This is a genomic window from Arthrobacter sp. GW460-12-1-14-TSB2 (assembly GCF_059423525.1).
In genome coordinates, this window is record NZ_JBWKYC010000013.1 from 1 (window position 1) to 24852 (window position 24852).

Below are 24852 nucleotides of genomic sequence, written 5' to 3' on the forward strand. Positions count from 1 at the left end.
GGCCGGGGGTGGGCGGCCCGGGCTGGCGGGGCCGAGGTCCTAGCCTGCTGCGTAGACGTCGGTTTCACGCTTCAGGCGGCGGGTGATCAGTTCCACCCTCCTGGACATGTGCGTGCCCACCTGGAGCCGGTCGCCGGGCCAGCTGGAGGCCTCCCGGGAGTCTTCGAGCGCCTTGGCCAGGGCCCTGGATAGGGCATAGACCTTCCAGGCGTGCTTCAGGTAGTGGACGGCCCGTTTCTTGTAGCCGGGCGCCTGCTGCACCAGCCCGACGGCGGCGCGCGCCAGGGCTTCGCCCAGCAGTTTCTCCCCGCTTTGAATTCTTTCCATGCGGACCTTCACCATCCCCGGTGCGCAGACTGACTCTTACTCGACCCTTCCCTTCGAGTGTGGCGAAGGTGGCTCAGCGTCGGCTCAAGGCTGTGCAAGGATTTGCTCAAGACCCTGCCGGGACACCGAACGAGGGCGACGGAGTATGTTGGGGTACCGACGAAAGGTGGATCGCCATGACGGAGCCGGACTGGGTCCAACACGCTATCTGGTGGCAGGTCTATCCCATCGGATTTGTCGGCGCGGAGCCTACTGCCGACATAGGCGCCGGCCCAGCGGGCGGAGCAGAGGCCCAGCCCGTGGTCCACCGGCTGGGCCAGCTGGTCCCCTGGCTCGACTACGTCGTGGAACTGGGAGCTTCCGGCCTTGCGTTGGGACCGGTCTTCGCCTCGGAAACCCACGGCTACGACACCACCGACTACTTCCGCGTCGATCCCCGGCTGGGTGACGACGCGGACTTCGACGAAGTCATTACCCAGTGCCACGCCCGCGGACTGAAGGTCCTGCTCGACGGCGTCTTCAACCACGTGGGCCGCAGCTTCGGGCCGTTCCAACGCGTGCTCGCGGAAGGCCCCCACGCTCCCGCCGCCTCGTGGTTCCGCCTTCAGTGGCCGGACTCCGGGTGGACGCCGGGGACCGAGCCCGGCTACGACGATTTCGAGGGCCACCACCATTTGGTGGCCCTCAACCACTACGAACCCGGGGTCGCCGCCCTGGTCACTGACGTGATGAAGCACTGGCTGGGCCGCGGGGCGGACGGGTGGCGGCTTGACGCAGCGTACGCCGTGCCGGCGTCGTTCTGGGCACCGGTGCTGGCTGAGGTGCGCCGCGACCATCCGGAGGCCTACTTCGTGGGCGAGTACATCCACGGCGACTTCGCCGATGAGGTGGAGCGGAGCACCCTGGATTCGGTCACCCAATACGAGTTGTGGAAGGCCGTCTGGAGTTCCCTCAACGATGCCAACTTCTACGAACTCGCGTCCGCCCTCGAGCGCCACAACGGGTTCCTGGACAGCTTTGTGCCGCTCACGTTCGTGGGCAATCACGACGTCACCCGGCTGGCCAGCAAGCTGGAGAACCCGGATCAGCTGGCCCTTGCACTTGCCGTCCTGCTGACCGTGGGCGGGACGCCCAGCATCTACTACGGCGACGAGCAGGCCTTCCGCGGCGTCAAGGAGGACCGCGCCGGCGGCGATGACGCGGTCCGTCCGGCATTCCCCGCCGGCCCCGCGGACCTGGCAGCGGCCGGCTGGCCCGTTTACCACCTGCACCAGGAACTGATCAGCCTCCGACGGCGGCACGCCTGGCTGCACCGGGCCCGCACCACTGTGCTGACGCTCAGCAACGAGCACCTCGTCTACCAAGTCAGGGACGACGGCGGTGCGGGCGACGGCGGTGCAGGCGGCGGCGGTGCGCTGACAGTCGCGCTGAACCTTTCCGGCACGCCGGCGGACCTGCCCGTGCCGCCAGGATCAGGCACCCTGCTGGCCGGACAGGCCCGCCAGCATCAGGAACGCGACGCCGTGGGCCTGCCCGGTTACGGGTGGGCGGTGCTGGGAAGCAGCTAGCAGCCCTAGCTGGCCGACGCCTGACCAGCCAACGCCGCGGTTTCCGGCATGCCTTCAGTCAGCTGCGCTCCGCCTTCCGCCAGGTGCGGCACGAAGCGGACGAACATGGCCTTGAAGCCGGGGGTGTTGGATTCCCTGGCCACGTTCTCCTTGTGGACCAGCGCGTTGGCCTCGGGGAAGTACGCGGCAGCGCAGCCCTTCGCGGTCGGGTAGGCCACCAGCCGGAACTTGTCCGCCTGCCGGTCGTGGCCACGGAAGGTGCTGACCACGTCCACCAGGTCCCGGTCCTGGAAACCGAGTTCCGCCAGGTCCTCCGGGTGCACCAGAATCACGCGCCGGCCATCCGAAATTCCCCGGTACCGGTCATCGAGGCCGTAGAACGTGGTGTTGTACTGGTCGTGGCTGCGGATGGTCTGGAGAACCAGGTGGCCCTCCGGCGGGGTCAGGTATTCCAGCGGGCTGACCGTGAAGCGTCCGCGGCCGATGTCCGTCTTGAAGGACCGGGTGTCGCGCGGCGGGTTGGGCAGCACGAAACCGTTTTTGGTCCGGACCCTGGCGTTGAAGTCTTCGAATCCGGGCAGCACCCGCGAGATGTGGTCCCGAATGACGTCGTAGTCCTCAGCCATGGCCTTCCAGTCCACGGAATGGCCTTCGCCGAAGGTGGCCTCGGCCATCCGTGCCACGATCACCGGTTCGGCGAGCATGTGTTCGGACACCGGGTGGAGCCTGCCCTGCGTCGAGTGCACCACGGACATGGAGTCCTCCACGGACAGGAACTGCGCACCTCCCGGGTGCTTGTCGTCCTTGTCGGTCCGGCCCAGCGTGGGCAGGATCAGGGACGTGCGGCCGTGGACCACGTGGGACCTGTTCGGTTTGGTGGAGATGTGGACGGTCAGGCCGATCCGCTGCATGCCCGCTTCCAGTGTCTCCGTGTCGGAGCAGGCCAGGGAGAAGTTGCCGCCCATGGAGACGAAAACGTCCACCTCGTCGCGTTCAAAGGCTTCCATCGACTCGACGGCGTCGTACCCGTGGTGCCGCGGGGACTGGATGCCGAACTCGCTGTCCAGTGCTGCGAGCAGCCACTCCTTGGGTTTCTCCCAGATGCCCATGGTCCGGTCGCCCTGGACGTTGGAGTGTCCGCGGACCGGGCAGGCTCCGGCGCCGGGCTTGCCGAAGTTACCCTGCAGGAGCAGGACGTTGACCATTTCCTTGATGGTGTCCACCGAGTGGGGCTGCTGCGTGACGCCGAGGGCCCAGCAGAAGATCGTGGCCTTGGACCGGATCAGCATCCCGGCGACGTCCTCGATCTGCGTCCGGGCCAGGCCTGTCGCTTTCTCCGTCTCCGCCCAGTCCAGCTCCCGGCGGGCGTCGCGGTACGCGTCGAAGCCGTCCGTCTGCGCGTCGATGAAGGAACGGTCGACGACGGTGCCGGGGTTCCGCTCTTCCTCCTGCAGGAGCAGGTGGCCCAGTGCCTGGAACAGCGCAAGGTCCCCGCCCACCTTGATCTGGAGGTACTCGTCGGCCAGGGGGGTGCCGCCGCCGACGACCCCGGCGATGGTCTGGGGGTCCTTGAAGTTGAACAGGCCGGCCTCCGGCAGCGGGTTCACCGCCACCACCTTGCCGCCGTTGTCCTTGCATTCCTTCAGCGCCGAGAGCATCCGGGGATGGTTGGTGCCCGGGTTCTGGCCGACCACGAAGATGAGCTCCGAGTCGTGGATGTCGTCCAGCGACACGGTGCCCTTGCCGATGCCGATGGTCGGGTTCAGCGCCGAACCTGAGGACTCGTGGCACATGTTCGAGCAGTCCGGCAGGTTGTTGGTGCCCAGTGCCCGCGCGAACAGCTGGTACATGAATGCCGTCTCATTCGCGGTGCGCCCGGAGGTGTAGAAGACGCAGCGGTCCGGGGTGCTGGCCCGGATGTGCTCGCCGATCAGTTCGAAGGCCTCCACCCAGGAGATCGGTGAATAGTGGGTTTCGCCTTCGCGGATCACTACCGGCTCGCTGAGCCTGCCCTGGTTGCCCAGCCAGTACTCTGTCTTGCCCGACAGCTCGGCGATGGAATGCCTGGCCCAGAACTCGGCGCCCACTGTCCTGAGGGTGTTCTCCTCGGCCACCGCTTTGGCACCGTTCTCACAGAATTCAGCCGTCTTGCGTTTCTTGTCCGATTCCGGCCAGGCGCAGCCGGGGCAGTCGAAGCCGCCGCGCTGGTTCAAGCGCAACAGCGAATGGGCCGTACGCGACACCCCGGCCTGCGCCACGGCGCGCTCCAGCGCCACCATCACGGCCTTGACGCCGGCAGCTTCCTTTTTTGGTGCGTGGACTTCGAGGTTGTCCTCGTTGATGTCCTCGACCGGTGCGGGCTGCCGCCCGAACTTGAGGGGTTTCACTGGCTTACCTTGGCCAGCGTCTCGCGCTCCGCCGCAATGGTGGTGCTGTCCCCGTGGCCGGTGCGGACCACCGTGCCGGCAGGCAACGTCAGCAGCCGCTGCCTGATGGAGTCGAGGATGGTGGGGTAGTCGCTGTAGGACCGGCCCGTGGCACCCGGGCCGCCGTTGAACAGCGTGTCCCCGGTGAACACCGTTCCTTCGTCCTCGAGGTGGAAGCAGGTGGAGCCCGGCGAGTGGCCCGGGGTGTGCAGGGCACGCAGGGTGGCCCCGCCCACCGGGAAGACGTCGCCGTCCGCGAGGTAGCGGTCCGGCTTGACGTCGGGATAGACCTGCTCCCACAGCACCAGGTCGTCCGGGTGGAGGTAGACCGGTGCGTCCACGGCCTCGGCCACGGCACGCGCCGCACCGATGTGGTCGTTGTGCGCGTGCGTCAGCAGGATGGCCAGGACCTTACGGCCGCGGACCTGGTTGATGATCGCTTCGGCGTCGTGCGGGGAGTCGATGATCACGCATTCGTCCTCGTTCCCCACGATCCAGACGTTATTGTCCACGTCCCAGGTGCCGCCGTCGAGCGAAAACGTGCCCGAGGTGACCAGGTTCTCGATGGTGACGCTCATACGGACGCCGCTTCCGGGGCGGTCTGAGCGGCGGTGACGGTTTCAGCGCCCGGGTGGATTTCCACCACGGACCGCAGCACCTTGCCCTCGTGCATCTTGGCGAACGCCTCCTCCACCTGGTCGATGGTGATGCGTTCGGTGACGAACGCGTCCAGGTCCAGGTTTCCCAGCTTGTAATGCTGAACCAGCATGGGGAAGTCACGGGAGGGCAGGCAGTCGCCGTACCACGAGGACTTCAGGGATCCGCCGCGGCCAAAGACGTCCAGCAGGGGGAGCTCAAGCTTCATGTCCGGCGTCGGAACACCCACCAGCACCACGCGGCCGGCGAGGTCGCGCGCGTAGAAGGCCTGCTTGTACGTTTCGGGGCGGCCCACCGCTTCAATCACGACGTCGGCGCCGTTGCCGCCCGTGAGTGCCCTGATGGCTTCGATGGGATCTTCCTTACTGGAGTCCACGCCGTGCGTGGCGCCCAGGGACTTGGCCATTTCCACCTTGTTGGCGTCGATGTCCACCGCGATGATGGTGGTGGCACCGGCCAGCTTTGCGCCCGCGATCGCCGCGATGCCCACGCCGCCGCAGCCGATGACGGCGACGGATTCGCCGCGCTTGACCTCGCCGGTGTTGATGGCGGCGCCAATTCCTGCCATCACACCGCAGCCGAGGAGTCCGACGGCGGCGGGATCGGCGTCGTCGTCAACCTTGGTGCACTGCCCGGCGGCGACGAGCGTCTTCTCCGCGAAGGCGCCGATGCCGAGCGCGGGCGAGAGCTCCGTGCCGTCCTCAAGCGTCATCTTCTGCGTTGCGTTGTGCGTGTTGAAGCAGTACTGCGGCTGGCCTTTGGCACAGGCGCGGCATTCGCCGCACACCGCACGCCAGTTCAGGATCACGCGGTCGCCGGGGGCCACTTCGGTGACGTCCGGTCCGACGGCGCTGACCACACCGGTGGCCTCGTGGCCCAGCAGGATGGGGAAATCGTCGGTGATTCCGCCCTGCTTGTAGTGCAGGTCCGTGTGGCAAACGCCGCAGGTGAGGATGTCCACCAGCGCCTCGCCCGGGCCGGGATCCGGCACCAGGATGGTCTCCACCGAGACCGGAGCATTCTTTTCCTTGGCGATGACGGCTTTTACTTTGTGAACCATGATTCGTGTGTTCCTTTCCTGAGCCCGGGAGGACTCGTTGGCAACGGCACCCGTTGCCAATCTAGCTGACTCGTTGCGGTTCCAAATCTTCGTGCAGGACGACCCGCACTACGGTGTGCGCTGCTTCCTGCGTGCGGACGGCGCTGCCGCATGCCCTGCAAGGATGCCCGTCCGGTGCCGGATCTTCAGACGGTAGAGCAGTGCCCCGCCGATCGCGACTGGACCGACGAAGATTACGCCGCCCCGGTGGACTGCGGGGTCTAACGTCCCGGGCATCCGGAACAAGACGCAGGAGTTCTCCGTCATTCTGCAAAGTCTCCTTGTTCGTCGTGGGAGCCAGCGTGGAACGCCACCCCTTGGATCGGGAAGCCGGCCTGAACACCACGGAGTCAGTTCCGCTGAATTGCGTATTACACAACACGATGCACATAGCGCGTACTAGAAAAATATGACAGCCGCCACACGGGGTGTCAACAGATCGCCGCAGTGCTACCTGGCACCAACGCGTCGAACCTTCGAACCGTATCTAATTTTCTGCAACCGCGCCGCTTTCAGTGCAACATGTTTTCACCAACGCGGCTTTCACACCGCCCCCTGGTGGCCATTTCATGCGCAAAGTTCAAGACCGTGAGGCACGAAGGTATTGACTGTGGTGCATGTCACGCCTAATCTGATGCAACAGCGTTGCGCTGAATGCAACCCCAAACACCTTGGTGGATACATGAGTAACGAAACTTCCTCTCCCGCTCTTGCGGGGGAACGTGGCGCGGAGCAGGATGGCGTGCATGACGGCCACCGCGCCGGCCGCAGTACGTTGAGCGGCCAGAATTTCCAACCTGCTGACGACGGTGTCAGCAAGGACACGCGCCGCAGAGTCATCGCGGCCAGCTTCATCGGCAACTTCGTTGAATGGTTCGACTACGCCGTTTACGGCTACCTGGCCGTCACGATCGCCACTGTCTTTTTCCCTGAATCAGATCCCCAGACCGGGCTTCTGCTGACCTTCGCCCTGTTCGCGATTTCATTCCTGGTGCGCCCGCTCGGCGGGTTCGTCTGGGGCCATATCGGAGACAAGGTGGGCCGGCGCACGGCCCTCTCCCTGTCCATCCTGATCATGTCCGGTGCGACGTTCTGCATAGCCCTCATTCCGGGCTACAACACAATCGGCATCTGGGCTCCGATCCTGCTTTTGGTCATCCGGGTGGTCCAGGGCTTCTCAGCCTCAGGCGAGTACGCCGGAGCGTCGGCCTTCCTCGTCGAGTACGCCCCCGCCAACAAGCGCGGCCTCTACGCCGCGGTGGTTCCCGCGAGCACCGCGGCAGGCTTGCTGCTTGGTTCCCTGCTGGCGGGCCTGCTGACCGTACTGCTCAGTTCCGATGCGATGCAAAGCTGGGGTTGGCGCCTGCCGTTCCTGCTGGCCGCCCCGATGGGCCTGATCGGACGCTACATCCGGACCAAGCTGGAAGACACCCCCGTATTCCGCGAAATGGCCGCGGAGGACGATGCTGTGAAGGCACCCGTTTCAAGCCTGTTCCGGAACCACTGGCGGCAGCTGCTGCAGGCCGTCGGAGCGGTGCTGCTGAACGCCGTCGGCTTCTATGTGATCCTCAGCTACATGCCCACCTACCTGTCCTCGGAGCTGGGCCTCGGCGAGACCGAATCATTCCTGGCCACCACCGTCGCACTGGTGACATACATCGGTTTCATCTTCCTGACGGGAATGCTGTCGGACCGTTACGGACGCAAGAAGGTACTCATTGCCGCGTCCGTGAGCTTCATCCTGCTGACGGTGCCCGCGTTCGCGCTTCTGGGAACCGGGAACTTCCTTGTAATTGTCCTGGTCCAGATCCTGCTGGGCGCCATGCTCACGCTCAACGACGGGACGCTCCCCAGCTTCCTGGCAGAAATGTTCCCCACCCGTGTCCGCTACAGCGGCTTCGCGGTCAGCTTCAACCTCTCCAACGCGCTCTTCGGCGGCACAGCCCCGTTTATGGCAACGCTCCTGATCGCCGCCACCGCCAGCGATCTCGCGCCGGCCTGGTACCTCGTCGCAGCGGCAGTCATCTCCCTGATCGCCGTCGCGCTCTCCAGGGAAACCTGCAAAGAACCGCTGCGCCACGAATAAAGACTTCCTCCCACCTCAAAGTAACTGCACCACAGAAAGGCACCACCACAATGACCACCACAACATCCGAGAACGCAACGTCCGTCGCCGAACTGGAGCGACTCAAAGTCCTCAAGAACGGCGACAAGGTCAAGCTCACCTTCTCCGACACTGAGTTCGAGCGTCGCGTCGCCGGTCTGCGCCGCATCATGGTGGAAAAGGATCTGGACGCCGTTGTCCTGACCAGCTACCACTCCATCAAGTACTACTCCGATTTCCTTTTCACCACCTTCGGCCGCTCCTACGCCATGGTTGTCACCAAGGACGACACCGTCACCGTCACCGCCAACATCGACGCCGGCATGCCCTGGCGCCGCAGCTTCGGCGACAACATCGTCTACACGGACTGGCGCCGCGACAACTACATCTTCGCCATCCAGGAAGTGCTGCGCACCCGCGGCATCAACCCCCGCCGGCTCGGCGTCGAGGACGACTCGCTGCCGCTGGATAACCGCAACAAGATCCAGGCAGCCTTCGCATCGGCCACCCTGGTGGACGTTGCCCAGGCTGCGATGCGCCAGCGGATGATCAAGTCCGCAGAGGAGATCGAGGTCATCAAGCACGGTGCACGCATCGGAGACCTCGGCGGCGAGGCCATCCGCAACGCCATCACGGCCGGCATCACCGAGTACGAGGTCGCCCTGATCGGCACCGAAGCCATGGTCCACGAGATTGCCCGGACCTTCCCGGATTCGGAAATCCGCGACACCTGGGTGTGGTTCCAGTCCGGCATCAACACCGATGGCGCGCACAACTGGGCCACCACCCGCAAGATCCAGGAACACGACATCCTGTCGCTGAACTGCTTCCCGATGACCTCGGGCTACTACACGGCGCTGGAGCGCACCCTGTTCTACGGCGAACCGGACGCCCGCTCGCTGGAACTGTGGAACATCAACGTGGAAGTCCACAAGCGCGGACTCGAACTCATCAAGCCCGGCGCCGTCTGCAAGGACATCGCCGCTGAACTGAACGAGATCTACGTCGGCTACGGCCTCCTGGCCAACCGCACCTTCGGCTACGGGCACTCCTTCGGCGTCCTCAGCCACTACTACGGCCGCGAAGCAGGTCTGGAGCTCCGCGAGGACATCGACACCGTGCTGGAACCGGGCATGGTGGTTTCCATGGAGCCGATGATCACCGTCCTGGACGGCCAGCCGGGCGCCGGCGGCTACCGCGAGCACGACATCCTGGTGGTCGGCGAAGACGGCGCGGAGAACATCACCAAGTTCCCGTTCGGTCCGGAATACAACATCATCGGGGCATAGCACCTGCCGCATTTGCCACCGCCCGAAAGCGGCGCCACGTCATCCGTGGCGCCGCTTTCGGGCTCTCATACGGAATGATGGTGGACACCATGACCTCTGAAGAAACTCCTGAAACCAGCACCAACGGCGACACCAAGGGCACGTCGGTCATCGTCAACGCCATCGCCGTGCTGCGGAGTTTTACCGCTGACGAGCCGCTGCTCGGCGTCACCGAGATAGCAAACCGCGTCGGCCTGCACAAAAGCACCGTCTCCCGCATTCTGGCCACGTTCGAACAGGAACACCTGGTGGAACGCGATCCGGAGACCCGCAGGTTCCGCCTGGGCCTGGGCCTGATCGCCGTCGCCGGACCGCTGCTGGCCGAACTCGAAGAGCGCCGCGTGGCCTACCCCGTCCTGCGCGAACTCACGGAGCAGACCGGCGAAACGAGCGCGCTCATGGTGTGGAACGGGTCCGAGTCGATGTGCGTGGAGCAGATCGCCAGCCACCACCAGATCAAGCACACCACCCCGTTGGGCGCACGGTACAAGGACGCACTCAGCGCTTCCGTGCAGGTCTTCCTTGCCGCCGAGCCGGCCGAGCGCGTGCGGGTATTGCTCCGCAGCGGCGAAATAGCCCATCCAGGCCTGGACGAAACCAGCCTCGAGGCGTACCTGATCCGGCTGGGCGACGTCGCCCGGCGCGGCTGGGCCACTAACTACGGCGAGTCATCCCTGGACGAGGTGGGCCTGGCCGCCCCCGTCTTCGACCACCGCGGCGACATCGTGGCGGCGGTCCTCATCCCGGCGCCACGCTTCCGGGTTTCCCCGGACACACTGCAGCGCCTCGGCGAGTCCTGCAAGGCTGCCGCGGACCGGGTCACAGCCCGACTCGGCGGCGCCGCGCCCGCACGCTGACCCCGGACGCTCTCTCACTTCCTGCGGGTTTCTCCCCGACGCTCTCTCCCGAGTGACAGAGCGTCCCGGATAAAGCGACGGAAAGTGAGAGAGCGTCAGGTGGGGATGATGCGGAACAGGAACCTGGTCCGGACCATCACCCAGAGCAGCGCCACGATCAGGGCGTAGGCGGCGGTGTTGAGCCAGATGTTCCCCTGCTGCAGGGCCGGAATGTTCGCTACCACCGCGATGAGCACCACGTGCATGATGAAGACGTACAGGGTGGCCTGCCCCAGCGGGATCAGCAGCCAGCCAACAGCGCGTTCAATCGGCTTCCAGTAAGCCGTGAGGAGCGCATAGGCCGTCACCAGCAGGGTGAGGACGTTGAGGAGCCGCCCGGGCTCGAGGTAGGTCCGCCCGAAGAACTGGTCGTACACGGCACGGTAGCCCGCATCCGACGTCAGCGCGAGCCGGACATCGAACTCGTTGGCCAGGTACGGGTTGCCCCACGACATCAGTGCGAAGGCAACCGTGATGGCCGCGCAGACACCCACCACCCAGCGATGGCCGGACAGCCAGGCCACAATCCTCCGACGGTGGTAGCCGCCCACCAGCCCCAGCACAAACAGGACCTGCCACACCAGCAGCGGGAAGGAATCCTCGAACTGTGACGGCAGGAGCCGGAAGCGGAACACCGTCCCGGCAACGTACAAGGCGGTGGTGCCCAGCAGAACCCAGAGCACCTTGCCGCGGGCCAGCGCCAGCAGGATCAGCGGGCTGACCAGCAGCATGATCACATAGAGTCCCATCACGTTGAACTGCCACGGGCCGAACTGCAGGAGCAGCACTGCCGGGATGACAGCCCCGGACACGGGAAACTGGAGAAGGCCCTGCATGCCGGTGTAGAGGTCATAGGTCCTGCCCGCTCCCGACCTGCCGGCACCGCCGGTCCCCTGGTCCGTGAACGTGGTGAGCACTTCGGAGTTGAAGGCCGGGATGAGGCTGAGCAGGAACACCAGGACCACAACCGCCAGCGCCGTAACGTACAGCTTGCCGGCCCGCCGGCCGGTCTTTTCCGCCACCAGGCCGATGTTGTCCTGGGCCTTGGGCCCGTAGACCATGCCCAGCACAAGCCCGGAGAGCAGCACGAACAGCTCTGCACCGGACACAAAGCCGATGGTTTCCTGCGTCAGCAGCTGGAAGAACGAGGTCATCCCCACGTGGTTCACCACCACGAACAGGATGGCCACGCCGCGCATCAGGTCCACCCGGGCATCCCGCGAGGACTTGTCCGAGTACGCCCAGTTCGCGGCCGTGCGCAGGCGGACCGGCACCAGCCACAGCAGGACCGCGGCCGCCAGCAGTGTGGCCGCCATGATCGCCGCAGGAACACCGGCCAGCGTGTTGCCTGATGACCCGCCCAGCCCCTGCACCGTGGCGGTGACCGGCCCGGTGGTGAGCGTGGACTCCTTGACGGCTGCGCCGGCGGCCGCCGCCACGTCCGCATTCCGCGTCAGGCGCCAGTCAATGATGGTGTTGCCGGCGTCCCCCACGTCCGTTTTTTCGTCCCAGACGACGGCGGCAATCCGGTCCAGTTTCCCCTGCCCGGCGTCGCCCAGCACCTGTTTCCACCAGCCGGTCTTGATGTCGTTTTCCGAGGGGCCGCCCGCCGACGGGCTGTAGTAAGCGGCAGTCTGAAGCAGCAGCGGCTTTTCCCGCTGCACGGCGTAGGACTCGTAGAAGTCGGAATCGCCGGTGTCGGCCGGCGCATCCCCGGCGGACGCGGCCCCCTGGGCCGTCCCATCCAACAGGGCCGCAAGCTCCCCGTCCTTTGACAGCGTATTGACGGCGGCTCCCCCGCCGGTGTCGTCATGGAGTGCCGTCAGGCCGGCCCAGTCAACGACGTCGTCGCCCGGGTAGTACGGCGCGTAGGGTGCATCCGAGCCGTTCCAGACGCCGTCGGAATTCGTGTCCAGAACGGCGAACCCGGCGGTGCCGGGCGCCGGGGCGCTGCGGTTCCTGGTGAACGGATAGTCCCGCCCCTGGAAGGGCTGCCACACCATGACCACGTTGGATTCGGCTGCGAACGCCTGGGCCACGGCCCGGTACGCCGGAACGTAGGCCCCCGGCTGCTGGCCCCAGGACACCCAGCTGGAGTTCATGTCCGGGGCGAAACGGATCAGCAGCTTTCCGGGGAAACCCTGCGCGAGTTCCTCGAGCTGCCCGGCAAAGTCACCGGCGGCGGCCGCGTTGACGTCCGTCAGGGACACCGTGGGGTTCACGGTCAGCAGGGCGTGGGCGCCGGAGGATGCACTTTGGGCCAGGAACTCCCGCAGGTAGGCCTTTTCCGCGGCTTTGATGGGAAAGGAAGCATCGTGCCCGAGGACCGCAGGAGTGGCCTGCAGCCGCGCAGCGAAACCGGCGGCATCGTCCTCGCCCCATTCCAGCACCGCACCAAGGAGGGGCTTTCCGGGCGCGGCCCCGAGGTCCTCCCCCGCGGCAGTGTTCGACGCCGGGACGCCAGCTTGCGCTGTACTTCCGGCTTGCGCTGTACTTCCGGCTGGCGCTGCCACGGCAGCATGCGCGGCACCCGCGGGCAGAAAGAGCACCAGTGCGAGCAACAGAAGGGAGGCCCTGAGGAAGGCTTTAAGCGGACTGATCCCGGCCGCCTTTCGGGAAGAGCGCCGAAACAGTCGTCCCGCCGCCGGGCGTTTCCGCGAGGGAGAGTTCTCCGCCGTGTGAATGGACGATCCGCACGCAGGTGGCGAGCCCCAGGCCCGAACCCGGGGCGTCGCCGGGGCGATGCAGCCGGACCAGCGGTTCAAGGACCCGTTCGCGGTCGGCGGCTCCGACACCTTTGCCGTTGTCCGCCACACGCACGACGACGCCGCGGTCATCGGCCACGGCATCAACCCGGACCTTGAGGCTCTGACCGGGGCGGCGGTAGTTGGATGCATTGCCCAGGAGGTTCTGCAGCAGCGTCCTGAGTTGCGCCGGATCAGCCACCACTTCAGCATCCTCGCATTCCAGCGAGGCGCCGGCGCCGAATCCGTCGCCCAGGTCGCTCACTGCCTCGGCCACTGCCCTTTGCAGGGAAACCGGCCGGGGACGCAGCATTCCGCCCACCTGGGAGTAGCTGAGGACGTCGTCCAGCATGGCGAGCATCCGCCGCCCGCTGCCCCCGATGCGCTGCAGATAGCCTGCCGCCGGGCTGTCCGGGCGGATGTCGTCGTCGTCTTCACTCAGTTCCACGTAGCCAAGGATTGTAGTGAGAGGGATGCGAAGGTCATGGCTGACGCGTCCGGCGAACTCCGCCAGTTTGCGGTTGCTGCGCCCGAGTTCCTCCAGGGCATGCTGGAGCTGCAGCGTGCGGTGCTGTAGTTCCAGCACTTCCACCACCTGTGCCGCCAGGACGTCCAGCATGGCGATCTGCTCTGCAGAGATGGTGGCCGGCGCGTCGGAGAAAACGCACAGCGAGCCCAGCGCGAAGCCGGAACTGGTCTGCAGCGGCGAGGAGGCGTAGAACCGGACATTCGCAATTTCGCCGGTCACAAACGGGTTGTCCGCAAATCTCGGATCGGCGGAAGCGTCTGGCACCACGGTGGTGCCGCCGTGCTGGAAAACCATGGCGCACATCGAGTCCTCCCGTGCGCACAGTCCGGGCGCCAGGCCCGCGGCCGCAAGCTGGACCTGCTGCCCGGGAGCGATAATGTTGACGACGCTAAAGGGGACGCCGCAAAGCTTCGCGGCAAGGTCCACCAGGAAGTTCAGGGCCCGCGCGGCGGTGGCGCTGGCGCTGGCGATGTCGTCCTCGGCGGAGGCCGGATCCCGCGGCAATAGTCCGTATTCGCCCAGCACGGAGCGCCGTTCAAGGTCAGCGCTAACAAGGCTGTGCCCATCTGCTTGAGCCACTGGAGTCCTTCCCACCAATAAGGACAGCCGGCCAAGCGCCGCAGTCCCCCCAGCAGGAGTCTATCGGAGCGGAATGCCGCCAACCGGGGTGCTGTAGTCTCTTGACACCAAGCGCAAATTTCGGGTTGACTATTACGCATGCTGAAATAACAGTTCCATGATGCGGAATGTAGAAGTAATGCTGCGGCGAGAAACGGGCCGCGGCGGCTTTTGCATCGGGGCAGCCCCTTGTCCGCATAGCCGACGCCATGGATGCCAGCATTTGCACGAGGGATGAACAAGCATGCAGCTTGCCGTATTCAACGGGGCGGACCGCGCGGAAGTCACCGCGGCACTTCGCCCCTGCATCGACGTCCGGCGCTGGGTGGACCAGATCGCGGACGCACGCCCGTTCGCCAGCAGCGAGGCCCTGCTGGACTTCGCCCGCAACGCCGCCGACCCGTTTACGCCGGACGAGGTGGAAGCCGCCATGGCCCACCACCCGCGGATCGGGGAACGGCCCACGGCTTCCACCACGGAGGCCTCCATGTCCCGCTCGGAACAGGCAGGCGTGGATCCCGCGGACCGGCAAATCACGACGGCACTCGCCGAAGGCAACCGTGCCTACGAGGAAAAGTTCGGCAGGGTGTTCCTGATCCGCGCGGCCGGGCGGACCGCTCCGGAAATCCTGGCGGCACTGCACGAGCGCCTCAACCACACTGCCGAAGAAGAAGACGCCATAGTGGCCCAGCAGCTGCGCGAAATCGCCCTGCTCCGGCTCGAAGGAGTGATCAGCGAATGACCGTTTCACAGGTGACCACCCACATCCTGGACACCGGGGCCGGGCGCCCGGCTGCCGGCGTCGCCGTCGTACTTTACGCGCGCGACGGCGGCGACTGGAACCTCGTTGCTTCGGGCACCACGGATGCCGACGGCAGGGCGAAGGACCTTGGTCCGGAGCTCCTGCCGGCCGGGACGTACCGGCTCAACTTTGCCACGGGCGCCTACTACGAGGACCTGGGCACGGCCACGTTCTTCCCGGAGGTGGATCTGGTGTTCACCGTGTCCGACGCCGGCGAGCACTACCACGTGCCGCTGCTCCTGAGCCCGTTCGCCTACTCGACGTACCGCGGCAGCTAGACGACGCCGGGGCGGCCGACCCATTCAACCCCGGGCAGTAGGCTAGATGGCATGGCTTCTGAAGACACCCCCGCCGAACGGCGCGAAATCACCGTGCGCCGGGCACCCAAATACGTGCCGTTCCTCATACTCGGCGGACTCGTGGGCATCATCGTTGCGGCAGTCATCGCGTTTGCGCTGCCCGGGGACCCGAGCTACGAACCCAGCTCCGTCTTCGGTTTCTTTATGGTCCTTTTCGGCGCCGGCGGAGTGATTCTGGGCGCCATTGTTGCCCTCCTGCTGGACCGGCTCAGCGTCCGCCGCGCCGAACACGCCGTCGTCGAAGCCGTCCCGGAGACCGACGCCGGCAGCGAACCGGACGACGGCGGGGACAGCGGCACCCAGGCTGGCCGTCAGTCATAATCGGGCGGCCGGGAAAGTCCTACCCCATCACGTGAGATAATCGACCAGTGGCACGCGGCGATGGAAAACTTTCTCATGATCTTCTCCCTGGCGAAAAAGGCCCTCAGGACGCTTGTGGCGTCTTCGGGGTCTGGGCACCAGGTGAAGAAGTAGCAAAACTCACCTATTACGGGCTGTATGCATTGCAGCACCGCGGTCAGGAGTCGGCTGGCATAGCAACCAGCGACGGCAAGCGGATTAACGTCTACAAGGACATGGGCCTCGTATCCCAGGTCTTCGACGAGACCACGCTGAACACCCTGACCGGGCACCTGGCCGTCGGCCACTGCCGCTATTCCACGACCGGCGCCAGCCACTGGGCCAATGCCCAGCCCACGCTTGGCGCTACCGCCACGGGCACCGTGGCACTGGCCCACAACGGCAACCTCACCAACACTGCCGAGCTCAACGCCATGATCAACGACCGCACCGGCGGCCAGCTGAGCGGCGAAATGAAGCAGGGCAACACCTCGGACACCGCCCTGGTCACGGCACTGCTGGAGGGCGAAGAGGGCAAGTCCCTCGAACAGACAGCCATTGAGCTGCTGCCCAAGATCAAGGGCGGCTTCTGCTTCGTCTTTATGGACGAAGGCACCCTCTATGCGGCGCGGGACACCTACGGCATCCGCCCGCTGGTCCTCGGCCGGCTGGAGCGCGGCTGGGTTGTCGCCTCCGAACAGTCGGCCCTGGCGACTGTGGGCGCGAGCTTCATCCGCGAAATCGAACCCGGCGAATTCATCGCCATCGACGAGGACGGCGTGCGGTCCCAGCGCTTTGCGGAGCCGACGCCGGCGGGTTGCGTTTTCGAGTACGTGTACCTCGCCCGTCCGGACGCCGCCATCGCGGGACGCTCCGTCTACGAATCCCGCGTGGAGATGGGCCGCCAGCTGGCCCGCGAAAACACCCAGGAAGCGGACATCGTCATCCCGGTCCCGGAGTCCGGCACCCCGGCTGCCGTGGGCTACGCCGAGGAATCCGGCATTCCCTTCGCGCACGGTTTCGTCAAGAACTCCTACGTGGGCCGCACGTTCATCCAGCCCTCGCAGACGCTGCGCCAGCTGGGCATCCGGCTCAAGCTCAACGCCCTCGAGTCCGTGATCCGCGGCAAGCGTGTTGTTGTAGTGGATGACTCGATCGTCCGCGGCAACACCCAGCGAGCCATCGTCCGGATGCTCCGCGAAGCCGGTGCCGCCTCGGTGCATGTGAAAATCTCCTCCCCGCCCGTGCAGTGGCCCTGCTTCTACGGCATCGACTTCGCGTCCCGCGCTGAGCTGATCGCCAACGGCGCCACCATCGAGGAAATCTCCCAGGCCATCGGCGCCGACTCGCTGGCCTACATTTCCGAAGACGGCATGATCGACGCTACGCGTCAGCCGCGCGAGCGTCTCTGCACCGCCTGCTTCACCGGCAAGTACCCCATCGAGCTGCCCGGCGCGGACAAGCTCGGCAAGAACCTGCTGGAGCGCACGGACCTCGGCGGCCTTCCTGCCGCAGGATCGGCCGCCAGCGCCCCGGAATCCACCGCCGTAGCCGTGGATTCCGACGAGGATCCGGCCGGCAAACCCGGCGCCACGGGCTGCGACCCGGGACCGGATGCCGAGTTCGAGAACCTGCTGACCGACGCCGATCGTCTGACCGCTGACAAGAAAGAGTCCGTATGACTTCCGCATCTTCCTCCGCCCAGAACGCCGGCATCACGTACGCCTCCGCCGGTGTTGACGTCGAAGCGGGAGACCGCGCTGTTGAACTGATGAAGGACGCCGTCAAGGCAACCCACAATTCCTCGGTGATCGGCGGAGTGGGCGGCTTTGCCGGCCTCTACGACGTTTCGAAGCTCCTCACCTACAAGCGGCCGCTGCTTGCCACGTCCACGGACGGTGTGGGCACCAAGGTGGCGATCGCCCAGGCCATGGACATCCATGACACCATCGGCTTCGACCTCGTGGGCATGGTGGTGGACGACATCGTGGTGGTGGGTGCCGAGCCGCTTTACATGACCGACTACATCGCCTGCGGCAAGGTTGTCCCCGAGCGCATTGCGGACATCGTCCGCGGCATCGCAGCAGCCTGCTCCGTGGCCGGCACTGCCTTAGTGGGTGGCGAAACCGCGGAGCACCCTGGCCTGCTGGGTGAGCACGAGTACGACGTCGCCGGTGCCGCCACCGGTGTTGTTGAAGCCTCCGATCTGCTGGGCCCGGACCGCGTCCGCGCGGGGGACGTTGTGATCGGCATGGCCTCTTCCGGACTGCACTCCAACGGCTACTCCCTGGTCCGCCGCGTCATCAACCACGCCGGCTGGGCACTGGACCGCCAGGTCTCCGAACTCGGACGCACGCTGGGCGAGGAACTGCTCGAACCCACCCGCGTCTACGCAGCCGACTGCCTGGACCTGGCCCGCACGTTCCCCGTGAACGGATCCGCGGCCGGCAAGGCTGTCCACGGCTTCAGCCATGTCACCGGCGGCGGCCTCGCAGCCAACCTGGCCCGCGTCCTCCCGCAGGGCCTCATCGCCACGGTGGACCGCGCCACGTGGGAACTTCCCGCCATCTTCAAGCTGGTCTCGGAACTGGGCAACGTCCCGCTGGCGGACCTCGAGCGCACCCTGAACCTGGGCGTGGGCATGGTGGCAATCGTCTCCCCCGAGGCTGCGGACGCCGCCGTGAACCGCCTCAACGACCGCGGCCTGCCGTCCTGGATCATGGGCACCGTCGAAGAGAACTCGGACTCCATCGTGAAGACCGGCCCGGACTACGTCCAGGGTGCCAAGGGTGTTGACGGCGGCGCAGTCCGACTGGTGAACGCCTACGCCTAAGGGTTCCTAAACTCTCATCGAGTGCTCCGCAACCGCCGTTTAGCAGGTCCATAACGGCGGTTGCGGAGCACTCGATCTGTTTAAACCTCCAGCAGGCTGAATATTCCGCCCTGCGGGTCGCTCAGCGTGGCGACCCTGCCGGCGTCCTCGTCGTCACCGTCACCTGCCGGTTCGACCAGGATGACGGCTCCAGCGGCCACCGCAGCGGCCACCGCCTCCGTGATGCTGTCGACGCCGAAGTAGACCTGCCAGCCAGCCTGAAGGACGTCTTCCGTGTCGGATTCCGGGTCGGCTCCCGTGGCCGCCCCCTCGTCATCTTCCTCGTCCTCCAGCGGGAGCGGCGCGATCCCGGCCACCTCCGCCCCGTCCACCATCAGCGTGGTGTACGTTCCGCCGTCGTCCTGCGGGTATTCGGTGACCTCGTGCCCGAACAGCTGCTGGAAGAAGGCGACGGCGGCCTGCGGTTCGGGAGTCAGCAGTTCCGCCCAGGCAAGGGCCCCGGACTCGTTGTACCTTGCGGTGCCGGTATGCGTTCCCGGCTGCCACACGCCGGTGGTGCCGCCGCCGGGTGGCGCCAGGAACACCATGACGCCGGTGTCCTCCACCTCCTCGGGGCCGAACTCCACCGCGCCGCCGGCGTGCGGCGTTTCCTCCACGATGGCTCCGGCATCAGCGACAGCAAAGTAGATGTTCCACTGCGCGGCCGTGCCGGAGGACTCCTGCTGGGGGTTCTGGGGGGCAATGACCGTGATGAGGTCGTCGCCCAAAAAGGCCTTGGAGTAGCTTCGCCCGTCCGGAGTGGGCAAGTCCTCATAGCGCCAGCCGAACACGGCGGCATAGAAAGCCTTTGCGGCCTCCACATCCTTGGTCTGCAGGTCCGTCCAGCAGATCTCGCCCGCGTTGAAGGTGGTGCGACCGGTCATGAAATCATTTCCCTTCGACCCTAATATTCGAAACCGCGCCGGCCCGGCAGCGGGACAGCCCACGATCAACCTAGTACGGGGCTCCGGCACTGACAACAAGCGGCCCGGCGGAGGACTATGGCGGCAACGACGGTTCACCGCCGCCGAAGGACCGCCGGAACGGAGTGAGCCATGGCCAGCCGCGTGGACATTAACGGGCACCCCACCTGGGTGGAGGACCGCGGAGGCAACGGGGAGCCGCTCCTGCTGCTCCACGGCGGCCTGGGCAACAGCGACGATCTGCTCAACAGCATAGGTCCGGGGCTGTCCAATGGTTTCCGCGTCCTGGCCTTCGACCGGCGCGGTCACGGCTATACCGCGGACACGGAGGCAGACTTCCATTACGCGGACATGGCGGACGAGACGATCGGCGTGCTTGGGAAAGTGGTGGGCGGGCCGGCCCACCTTGTCGGGTGGAGCGACGGCGGCATCATTGCACTGCTGGTTGCTCTTCGCCGCCCGGACCTGGTCCGGAAACTCGTGGTGGTGGGCGCAAACTACAACTTCGAGGGCACCCTCCCCGTCGAGATGGACCCCGGCTCCGCCGTGCCGCAGGAACTTGGCACAGCCTATATGGCGCGGTCCCCGGACGGGCCTGAGCATCTGGAAGTTGTCATGAACAAGAGTTTCCGGATGTTCGCTTCGGAGCCCACTCTGACGACGGCCGACATCGCCCGGATCAGCATGCCGGTGCTCGTCGTGGTGGGCGACGACGATCTCGTCACCCTGCCGCACACGGTTTCCCTGTACGAGGCCCTGCCAAATGGCCAATTGGCGGTGATTCCGGCGGCCTCGCACGGGCTTCCCCTGGAACAGCCGGAAGCCCTCAACCGCCTCATCCTTGCTTTCCTGGCCGCCACCGGCGCGCCCCGGACACTGATGCCGATACGGCGGGCGAAAACGCTCCCGGGTGACGTCCCGGGGTGACAACAGAAAGGCCCGTCAGGGCACACCGGAAACCGGCGTGGCCTGACGGGCCCAATATCTGAGGTCAGCACCCGGGGTGCTGGAAAAGAAGAGCCGAAGAGCCGTACGGATCACTGTGGTGAATGGTACGACGGCGGCACGCCACTGAGTGCCTTACGGCAGGTTCAGTGGGCGACAACTAACCGATTCGACGGGTGTCAACCTCGTCGTCGTCTTCTTCCAAATCATCCGCGTACTTATCCACATAAGCCGAATAATCCGGTTCGACCGGCTCACTCGAGAAACGGCTCGGTGCACGACCCTCAGTGCTCTTGAGCTCACGCTGAAGCGCAGAGTAGTCGGTGTTCGGGGAATAGTACTTAATATCCCGAGCCTGCTTGGTAGCTTTTGCCTTTTGACGGCCGCGCCCCATGGCGTGACCCCCTTTTGTACTCGGACCGGAGGTGGTCACCATTGGCGTTAGTGAGGCCCCGGAATGTTTGGTCAATTTGTCGTACACCTAGATTACATGCTTTCAGCGGTAACTGCGCCCCGGAACGGGCCCCAGGAGAACACTCGCCACGTTTGCGCAGGTCCGGACCGTCTCCGGTCCGCAGATTTTCTTCGGTAGAGTCGTTTGGGGCGACTCCAGCCGGGCGGCCCATCGGCTGCCCTCATCCAAGGAAAAAGCCAAGGATTGCGACGCCGGGAAGGGTGAATCTTCACGTGAATGACCAGAACGGAACGGACACAGGGAACCAAGAGACATCCCCGCGCGCCGGAATGCCACCGGTCGTTCCCCCGCCACCTTCCCGGCCGCCAACCAGCAGCCTCCCCGTCCTGCCGCCCGCCTTCGACGTAACAGACGACACAGAGAACACAGACGTCACGGACGTCAAGCCGGCCCCGGAATCGGGCGAGCCACGGCAAACCCTGTTCAAGGTCGGCTTCGTGGTGGCCGGACTGGTGCTGCTGGGCCTGTTCACGTGGTGGCTGGCCACCCTGATCGCGAGCGGCAATGAGCAAGCCGCCAACCAGCCCCCTGCCCCGGCTGTGTCGGAGTCAACATCACCGTCCGCGCAGCCGACCCGTGGCGAGCTTCCGCAGGATGGCGTGAGCGCGCTGGACTACCAGTTGGGCGACTGCTTCGAGAACTTCGATCCGGAAGCCACGGAGTCACGGGTGGTGGCGTGTACCACCGGCCACTCGGCGCAGCTGGTTGCCGTGTACCGTTTCCCGGAATCGGACTCCTACCCTGGCATTGCCGCATTGCGCGAGAAGGGCCGCGAGATCTGCCAGGACGCCGGACTCACCGACGCCGTGGCCAACTACGTCCTCATGCAGCGCAACGCATACCCGAGCGACACCAGCTGGGAGCAGGGCGACCGGCGGGTGGACTGCTATGTCACCGCGGACAAGGGCAACATCATCATGGAATCCCTCATCCCCTAGGACTACCCCCGCAGCCAGTCAGCCAGCCGGCCCGCCCTAACGCTCCCCTAGCCCTTCCGCCGCACGGACAGCCCGCTGCCGGCGAGGGCACCGCCATCGCGGTCCTGGCGCTCCAGGCTCGCGATGGTGAGCTCGTCGACGTCGGCCGCGGTGTCCACCAGCACAGTGTCCCCGTCGGCGATGTCGCCGGCGAGGATGGCCTTGGCCAGCCTGTCGCCGATTTCGCGCTGCACCAGCCGGCGCAGCGGCCGGGCGCCGTAAGCGGGATCGAAGCCCGTCATGGCCAGCCAGGCGCGGGCACCCTCGGTGACTTCCAGCTCAAGGCGGCGGTCACGCAGCCGCTTGCCGAGTTCGGCCACCTGGAGTTCCACGATCCGGGCCAGCTCCTCGACGTCCAGCGCGTCAAACAGCACCACTTCGTCCAGCCGGTTCAGGAATTCCGGCTTGAAGGACGCGTGCACGGTGGCCATCACGGCACTGCGCTTGGCGTTGGCATCCAGGGTCTGGTCCACCAGGAACTGGCTGCCCAGGTTGGAGGTCAGCACCAGGATCACGTTGCGGAAGTCCACGGTGCGGCCCTGGCCGTCGGTGAGGCGGCCGTCGTCGAGCACCTGCAGGAGGATGTCGAACACCTCGGGGTGGGCCTTCTCCACTTCGTCCAGCAGCACCACGGAATAAGGACGACGGCGGACGGCTTCAGTCAGCTGGCCGCCTTCCTCGTAGCCCACGTAGCCGGGAGGGGCGCCGACCAACCGTGCCACGGAGTGCTTCTCCCCGTACTCGGACATGTCGATCCGCACCATGGCGCGTTCGTCATCGAACAGGAAGTCCGCCAGGGCCTTCGCCAGCTCGGTCTTGCCTACGCCGGTGGGACCCAGGAACAGGAACGAACCGGTGGGCCGGTTGGGGTCGCTGATGCCGGCGCGCGCACGGCGAACGGCGTCCGACACCGCGGTGACGGCCTTCTTCTGGCCGATCAGCCGCCTGCCGAGCTCCTCCTCCATGTGCAGCAGCTTCTGGCTCTCGCCCTGCAGCATGCGCCCGGCCGGAATGCCGGTCCAGGCGGAAATCACCTCGGCAATGTCACCCGCCGTGACTTCATCGGCCACCATGAGCTCCTGCTTCGCACCGCCGCCTGCCACCCGGGCTGACTCAGCCTCGGCCGCGGCGGACAGCTCGCGCTCCAGTGCGGGAAGTTCGCCGTACAGGATGCGGGAGGCCGCTGCGAGGTCTCCTTCGCGCTGGTACTTCTCCGCAGCCGAACGAAGCTCGTCGATCCGGGCCCTGAGGTCACCGACGTGGTTGAGTCCGGCCTTCTCAGCTTCCCAGCGGGCGTTCAGCGCGGACAGGGCTTCCTTCTTGTCCGCCATGTCCGCCCGCAGCGCGGCCAGGCGTTCCACGGACGCGGCATCCTTCTCGTTGGCGAGGGCCAGTTCCTCCATGGTCAGCCGGTCCACCTGGCGCCGCAGCTGGTCGATCTCCTCCGGTGCGGAATCAATCTCCATGCGCAGCCGGGAGGCCGCCTCATCCACGAGGTCGATCGCCTTGTCCGGCAGCTGACGGCCCGAAATGTAGCGGTTGGAGAGCGTCGCGGCAGCCACCAGGGCGGAGTCCGCGATGGACACCTTGTGATGGGCTTCGTAGCGTTCCTTCAGGCCGCGGAGGATGCCGATGGTGTCGTCCACGCTCGGCTCGCCCACAAACACCTGCTGGAAGCGGCGCTCCAGGGCGGGGTCCTTCTCGATGTTTTCGCGGTATTCGTCCAGCGTGGTGGCGCCAATCAGGCGCAGCTCACCGCGGGCCAGCATGGGCTTGAGCATGTTGCCGGCGTCCATGGAACTGTCCCCGGAGGCGCCTGCACCCACCACGGTGTGGAGTTCGTCGATGAAGGTGACGATCTGCCCTTCGGAGCTCTTGATCTCCTCCAGGACGGCCTTCAGCCGCTCCTCGAACTCGCCGCGGTACTTGGCCCCGGCCACCATCGAGGCGAGATCCAGGGCAATCAGGGTCTTGCCGCGCAGGCTTTCCGGCACGTCGTTGGCGACGATCCGCTGGGCCAGCCCCTCGACCACGGCGGTCTTGCCGACACCCGGCTCGCCGATGATCACCGGGTTGTTCTTGGTGCGTCGGCTCAGTACCTGGATGATGCGGCGGATCTCGGCGTCACGGCCGATCACCGGGTCCAGCTTTCCGGAGCGGGCGATCGCGGTGAGGTCCGTGCCGAACTTCTCCAGCGCCTGGAAGGTGTTCTCCGGGTCCGCGTTGGTGACCTTGCGGTCCCCTCGGACACCCGGCAGGGCGGCGAGCAGGGCCTCGTGGGAGGCACCGGCGTCGCGCATTAGCTTCCCGACGGCGTCACTGCCGGCGGAGAGCCCCAGCAGCAGGTGCTCGGTGGAAACGAAGGTGTCCCCCAGTTTGTCGGCCTCATTCTGGGCGTTCTTGATGGCCTGCAGGGCGGTGCGGGACAGCTGGGCCTGCTGCACCGAGGTGCCGGACGACGCCGGCAATGCCTTGATGGCGGTACTTGCCTGGACGCTGACGGCATCCGGATCGGCGCCGGTGGCGCGGAGGAGCGCGACGGCGACGCCCTCGCGCTGGTCCATCAGCGCCTTGAGCAGGTGGGCCGGCTCAACCTGGGGATTTCCTGCCGTGGAGGCGTTCATGGCTGCTGCCGAAAGAGCCTCCTGGCTCTTGGTGGTGAACTTGGCGTCCAAAGAGAGCTCCTTTCGGGGATAGATCAACTCTTAAAGTTGAGTGTACATGACTCAACTTTGCCGGACGTGGCCTCAAGGTCCATGTTTGCCGACGGCGAAATGGCTGTCTAGGGGCGATCGGCCCCCGCCCCCGAACGCAGCGCCCCGGCAGCGCTCCCGGCGTGGCCAAAGCGCCACCGACCCTGCGCC

The 24852-nt window shown here is 66.1% G+C and carries 21 protein-coding genes; 11 read left to right on the plus strand and 10 right to left on the minus strand.

Translation table 11 applies throughout. The annotated features are described in order from the left end of the window. Positions 1–39: 39 nt before the first annotated feature. Positions 40–327 (minus strand): hypothetical protein, encoded by a 288-nt coding sequence (locus tag AC07YR_RS15300; protein ID WP_494734473.1) that lies wholly within the window; start codon positions 325–327, stop codon positions 40–42. A gap of 176 nt (positions 328–503) precedes the next feature. Between AC07YR_RS15300 and AC07YR_RS15305 the strand changes: the two genes are divergently transcribed. Continuing rightward, positions 504–1895 carry an alpha-amylase family protein gene (locus tag AC07YR_RS15305; protein ID WP_494734474.1) on the plus strand — a complete coding sequence of 464 codons (1392 nt, stop codon included), beginning with the start codon at positions 504–506 and terminating at the stop codon, positions 1893–1895. Positions 1896–1900: 5 nt separating this feature from the next. On the opposite strand, the gene AC07YR_RS15310 is transcribed toward AC07YR_RS15305, so the two are convergent. The 4 genes from AC07YR_RS15310 to AC07YR_RS15325 all read right to left on the minus strand — a co-directional run bounded on the left by AC07YR_RS15310 (position 1901) and on the right by AC07YR_RS15325 (position 6344). Next, on the minus strand, positions 1901–4282 hold the full coding sequence (locus tag AC07YR_RS15310) for an FdhF/YdeP family oxidoreductase (RefSeq protein WP_494734475.1): 2382 nt from the start codon (positions 4280–4282) through the stop codon (positions 1901–1903). Next, a complete protein-coding gene (locus AC07YR_RS15315) occupies positions 4279–4899 on the minus strand; it encodes an MBL fold metallo-hydrolase (RefSeq protein WP_494734476.1) in 621 nt (206 codons plus the stop codon). Before AC07YR_RS15315 ends, AC07YR_RS15310 begins: the two co-directional genes overlap by 4 nt. After that, positions 4896–6038, minus strand: coding sequence for an S-(hydroxymethyl)mycothiol dehydrogenase (locus AC07YR_RS15320; RefSeq protein WP_494734477.1), 1143 nt, complete (start codon positions 6036–6038; stop codon positions 4896–4898). Before AC07YR_RS15320 ends, AC07YR_RS15315 begins: the two co-directional genes overlap by 4 nt. Before the next feature lie 108 nt (positions 6039–6146). Next, the gene (locus AC07YR_RS15325; RefSeq protein ID WP_436059386.1) at positions 6147–6344 is read right to left on the minus strand and encodes a hypothetical protein; all 198 of its coding nucleotides are present in this window, start codon (positions 6342–6344) and stop codon (positions 6147–6149) included. Between the two features lie 415 nt (positions 6345–6759). Here AC07YR_RS15325 and AC07YR_RS15330 point away from each other — a divergent pair, with 415 nt between their 5' ends. The 3 genes from AC07YR_RS15330 (at position 6760) to AC07YR_RS15340 (ending at position 10366) form a co-directional block, all read left to right on the plus strand. After that, positions 6760–8163: an MFS transporter gene (locus AC07YR_RS15330; RefSeq protein WP_494734478.1), complete on the plus strand. Its 1404-nt coding sequence runs from the start codon at positions 6760–6762 to the stop codon at positions 8161–8163. A gap of 50 nt (positions 8164–8213) precedes the next feature. Next, entirely contained in the window at positions 8214–9470 is a 1257-nt protein-coding gene (locus AC07YR_RS15335; RefSeq protein WP_494734479.1) for an aminopeptidase P family protein, read from the plus strand. Between the two features lie 77 nt (positions 9471–9547). Next, positions 9548–10366: an IclR family transcriptional regulator gene (locus AC07YR_RS15340; RefSeq protein WP_494734539.1), complete on the plus strand. Its 819-nt coding sequence runs from the start codon at positions 9548–9550 to the stop codon at positions 10364–10366. Positions 10367–10461: 95 nt separating this feature from the next. Here the strand turns inward: AC07YR_RS15340 and opgC are convergent, their stop codons facing one another. Both opgC and AC07YR_RS15350 read right to left on the minus strand, forming a co-directional pair. Then, a complete protein-coding gene (opgC, locus tag AC07YR_RS15345) occupies positions 10462–12918 on the minus strand; it encodes an OpgC domain-containing protein (RefSeq protein ID WP_494734480.1) in 2457 nt (818 codons plus the stop codon). Positions 12919–12991: 73 nt separating this feature from the next. After that, positions 12992–14257, minus strand: coding sequence for a GAF domain-containing sensor histidine kinase (locus AC07YR_RS15350; protein WP_436058868.1), 1266 nt, complete (start codon positions 14255–14257; stop codon positions 12992–12994). Positions 14258–14540: 283 nt separating this feature from the next. Here AC07YR_RS15350 and uraD point away from each other — a divergent pair, with 283 nt between their 5' ends. Genes uraD through purM form a run of 5 tightly spaced genes read left to right on the plus strand, consistent with a single transcriptional unit; the run spans position 14541 to position 18629 of the window. Continuing rightward, the gene (uraD, locus tag AC07YR_RS15355; RefSeq protein WP_436058869.1) at positions 14541–15038 is read left to right on the plus strand and encodes a 2-oxo-4-hydroxy-4-carboxy-5-ureidoimidazoline decarboxylase; all 498 of its coding nucleotides are present in this window, start codon (positions 14541–14543) and stop codon (positions 15036–15038) included. Continuing rightward, positions 15035–15376 carry a hydroxyisourate hydrolase gene (gene uraH / locus AC07YR_RS15360; protein ID WP_494734481.1) on the plus strand — a complete coding sequence of 114 codons (342 nt, stop codon included), beginning with the start codon at positions 15035–15037 and terminating at the stop codon, positions 15374–15376. Before uraD ends, uraH begins: the two co-directional genes overlap by 4 nt. Positions 15377–15427: 51 nt before the next feature. Continuing rightward, positions 15428–15778 carry a hypothetical protein gene (locus AC07YR_RS15365; protein ID WP_055802611.1) on the plus strand — a complete coding sequence of 117 codons (351 nt, stop codon included), beginning with the start codon at positions 15428–15430 and terminating at the stop codon, positions 15776–15778. Between the two features lie 47 nt (positions 15779–15825). Continuing rightward, positions 15826–17478, plus strand: coding sequence for an amidophosphoribosyltransferase (gene purF / locus AC07YR_RS15370; protein WP_055802612.1), 1653 nt, complete (start codon positions 15826–15828; stop codon positions 17476–17478). Further along, positions 17475–18629 carry a phosphoribosylformylglycinamidine cyclo-ligase gene (purM, locus tag AC07YR_RS15375; protein ID WP_055802615.1) on the plus strand — a complete coding sequence of 385 codons (1155 nt, stop codon included), beginning with the start codon at positions 17475–17477 and terminating at the stop codon, positions 18627–18629. The genes purF and purM overlap by 4 nt, the downstream gene beginning before the upstream one ends. A gap of 80 nt (positions 18630–18709) precedes the next feature. Here the strand turns inward: purM and AC07YR_RS15380 are convergent, their stop codons facing one another. Continuing rightward, on the minus strand, positions 18710–19552 hold the full coding sequence (locus AC07YR_RS15380; RefSeq protein WP_494734482.1) for a VOC family protein: 843 nt from the start codon (positions 19550–19552) through the stop codon (positions 18710–18712). 171 nt (positions 19553–19723) lie between these two features. Between AC07YR_RS15380 and AC07YR_RS15385 the strand changes: the two genes are divergently transcribed. Further along, positions 19724–20518: an alpha/beta fold hydrolase gene (locus AC07YR_RS15385; protein WP_494734483.1), complete on the plus strand. Its 795-nt coding sequence runs from the start codon at positions 19724–19726 to the stop codon at positions 20516–20518. A gap of 178 nt (positions 20519–20696) precedes the next feature. Here the strand turns inward: AC07YR_RS15385 and AC07YR_RS15390 are convergent, their stop codons facing one another. Beyond that, positions 20697–20930 carry a DUF3073 domain-containing protein gene (locus AC07YR_RS15390; protein WP_055802618.1) on the minus strand — a complete coding sequence of 78 codons (234 nt, stop codon included), beginning with the start codon at positions 20928–20930 and terminating at the stop codon, positions 20697–20699. A gap of 293 nt (positions 20931–21223) precedes the next feature. Here AC07YR_RS15390 and AC07YR_RS15395 point away from each other — a divergent pair, with 293 nt between their 5' ends. After that, on the plus strand, positions 21224–21949 hold the full coding sequence (locus AC07YR_RS15395) for a septum formation family protein (protein ID WP_494734484.1): 726 nt from the start codon (positions 21224–21226) through the stop codon (positions 21947–21949). Positions 21950–21996: 47 nt separating this feature from the next. Here the strand turns inward: AC07YR_RS15395 and clpB are convergent, their stop codons facing one another. After that, positions 21997–24663: an ATP-dependent chaperone ClpB gene (clpB, locus tag AC07YR_RS15400; protein WP_494734485.1), complete on the minus strand. Its 2667-nt coding sequence runs from the start codon at positions 24661–24663 to the stop codon at positions 21997–21999. Positions 24664–24852: the final 189 nt, after the last annotated feature.

What these genes read in the sequence shown, in the direction of transcription:
- AC07YR_RS15340 (WP_494734539.1), top strand. Translation starts at nt 9,548, where the DNA reads ATGGTGGACACCATGACCTCTGAAGAAACTCCTGAAACCAGCACCAAC.
- AC07YR_RS15305 (WP_494734474.1), top strand. Translation starts at nt 504, where the DNA reads ATGACGGAGCCGGACTGGGTCCAACACGCTATCTGGTGGCAGGTCTAT.
- uraH (WP_494734481.1), top strand. Translation starts at nt 15,035, where the DNA reads ATGACCGTTTCACAGGTGACCACCCACATCCTGGACACCGGGGCCGGG.
- AC07YR_RS15385 (WP_494734483.1), top strand. Translation starts at nt 19,724, where the DNA reads ATGGCCAGCCGCGTGGACATTAACGGGCACCCCACCTGGGTGGAGGAC.
- AC07YR_RS15325 (WP_436059386.1), bottom strand. Translation starts at nt 6,344, where the DNA reads ATGACGGAGAACTCCTGCGTCTTGTTCCGGATGCCCGGGACGTTAGAC.
- AC07YR_RS15335 (WP_494734479.1), top strand. Translation starts at nt 8,214, where the DNA reads ATGACCACCACAACATCCGAGAACGCAACGTCCGTCGCCGAACTGGAG.
- AC07YR_RS15330 (WP_494734478.1), top strand. Translation starts at nt 6,760, where the DNA reads ATGAGTAACGAAACTTCCTCTCCCGCTCTTGCGGGGGAACGTGGCGCG.
- AC07YR_RS15390 (WP_055802618.1), bottom strand. Translation starts at nt 20,930, where the DNA reads ATGGGGCGCGGCCGTCAAAAGGCAAAAGCTACCAAGCAGGCTCGGGAT.
- uraD (WP_436058869.1), top strand. Translation starts at nt 14,541, where the DNA reads ATGCAGCTTGCCGTATTCAACGGGGCGGACCGCGCGGAAGTCACCGCG.
- AC07YR_RS15380 (WP_494734482.1), bottom strand. Translation starts at nt 19,552, where the DNA reads ATGACCGGTCGCACCACCTTCAACGCGGGCGAGATCTGCTGGACGGAC.
- AC07YR_RS15365 (WP_055802611.1), top strand. Translation starts at nt 15,428, where the DNA reads ATGGCTTCTGAAGACACCCCCGCCGAACGGCGCGAAATCACCGTGCGC.
- AC07YR_RS15300 (WP_494734473.1), bottom strand. Translation starts at nt 327, where the DNA reads ATGGAAAGAATTCAAAGCGGGGAGAAACTGCTGGGCGAAGCCCTGGCG.
- AC07YR_RS15320 (WP_494734477.1), bottom strand. Translation starts at nt 6,038, where the DNA reads ATGGTTCACAAAGTAAAAGCCGTCATCGCCAAGGAAAAGAATGCTCCG.
- purM (WP_055802615.1), top strand. Translation starts at nt 17,475, where the DNA reads ATGACTTCCGCATCTTCCTCCGCCCAGAACGCCGGCATCACGTACGCC.
- AC07YR_RS15315 (WP_494734476.1), bottom strand. Translation starts at nt 4,899, where the DNA reads ATGAGCGTCACCATCGAGAACCTGGTCACCTCGGGCACGTTTTCGCTC.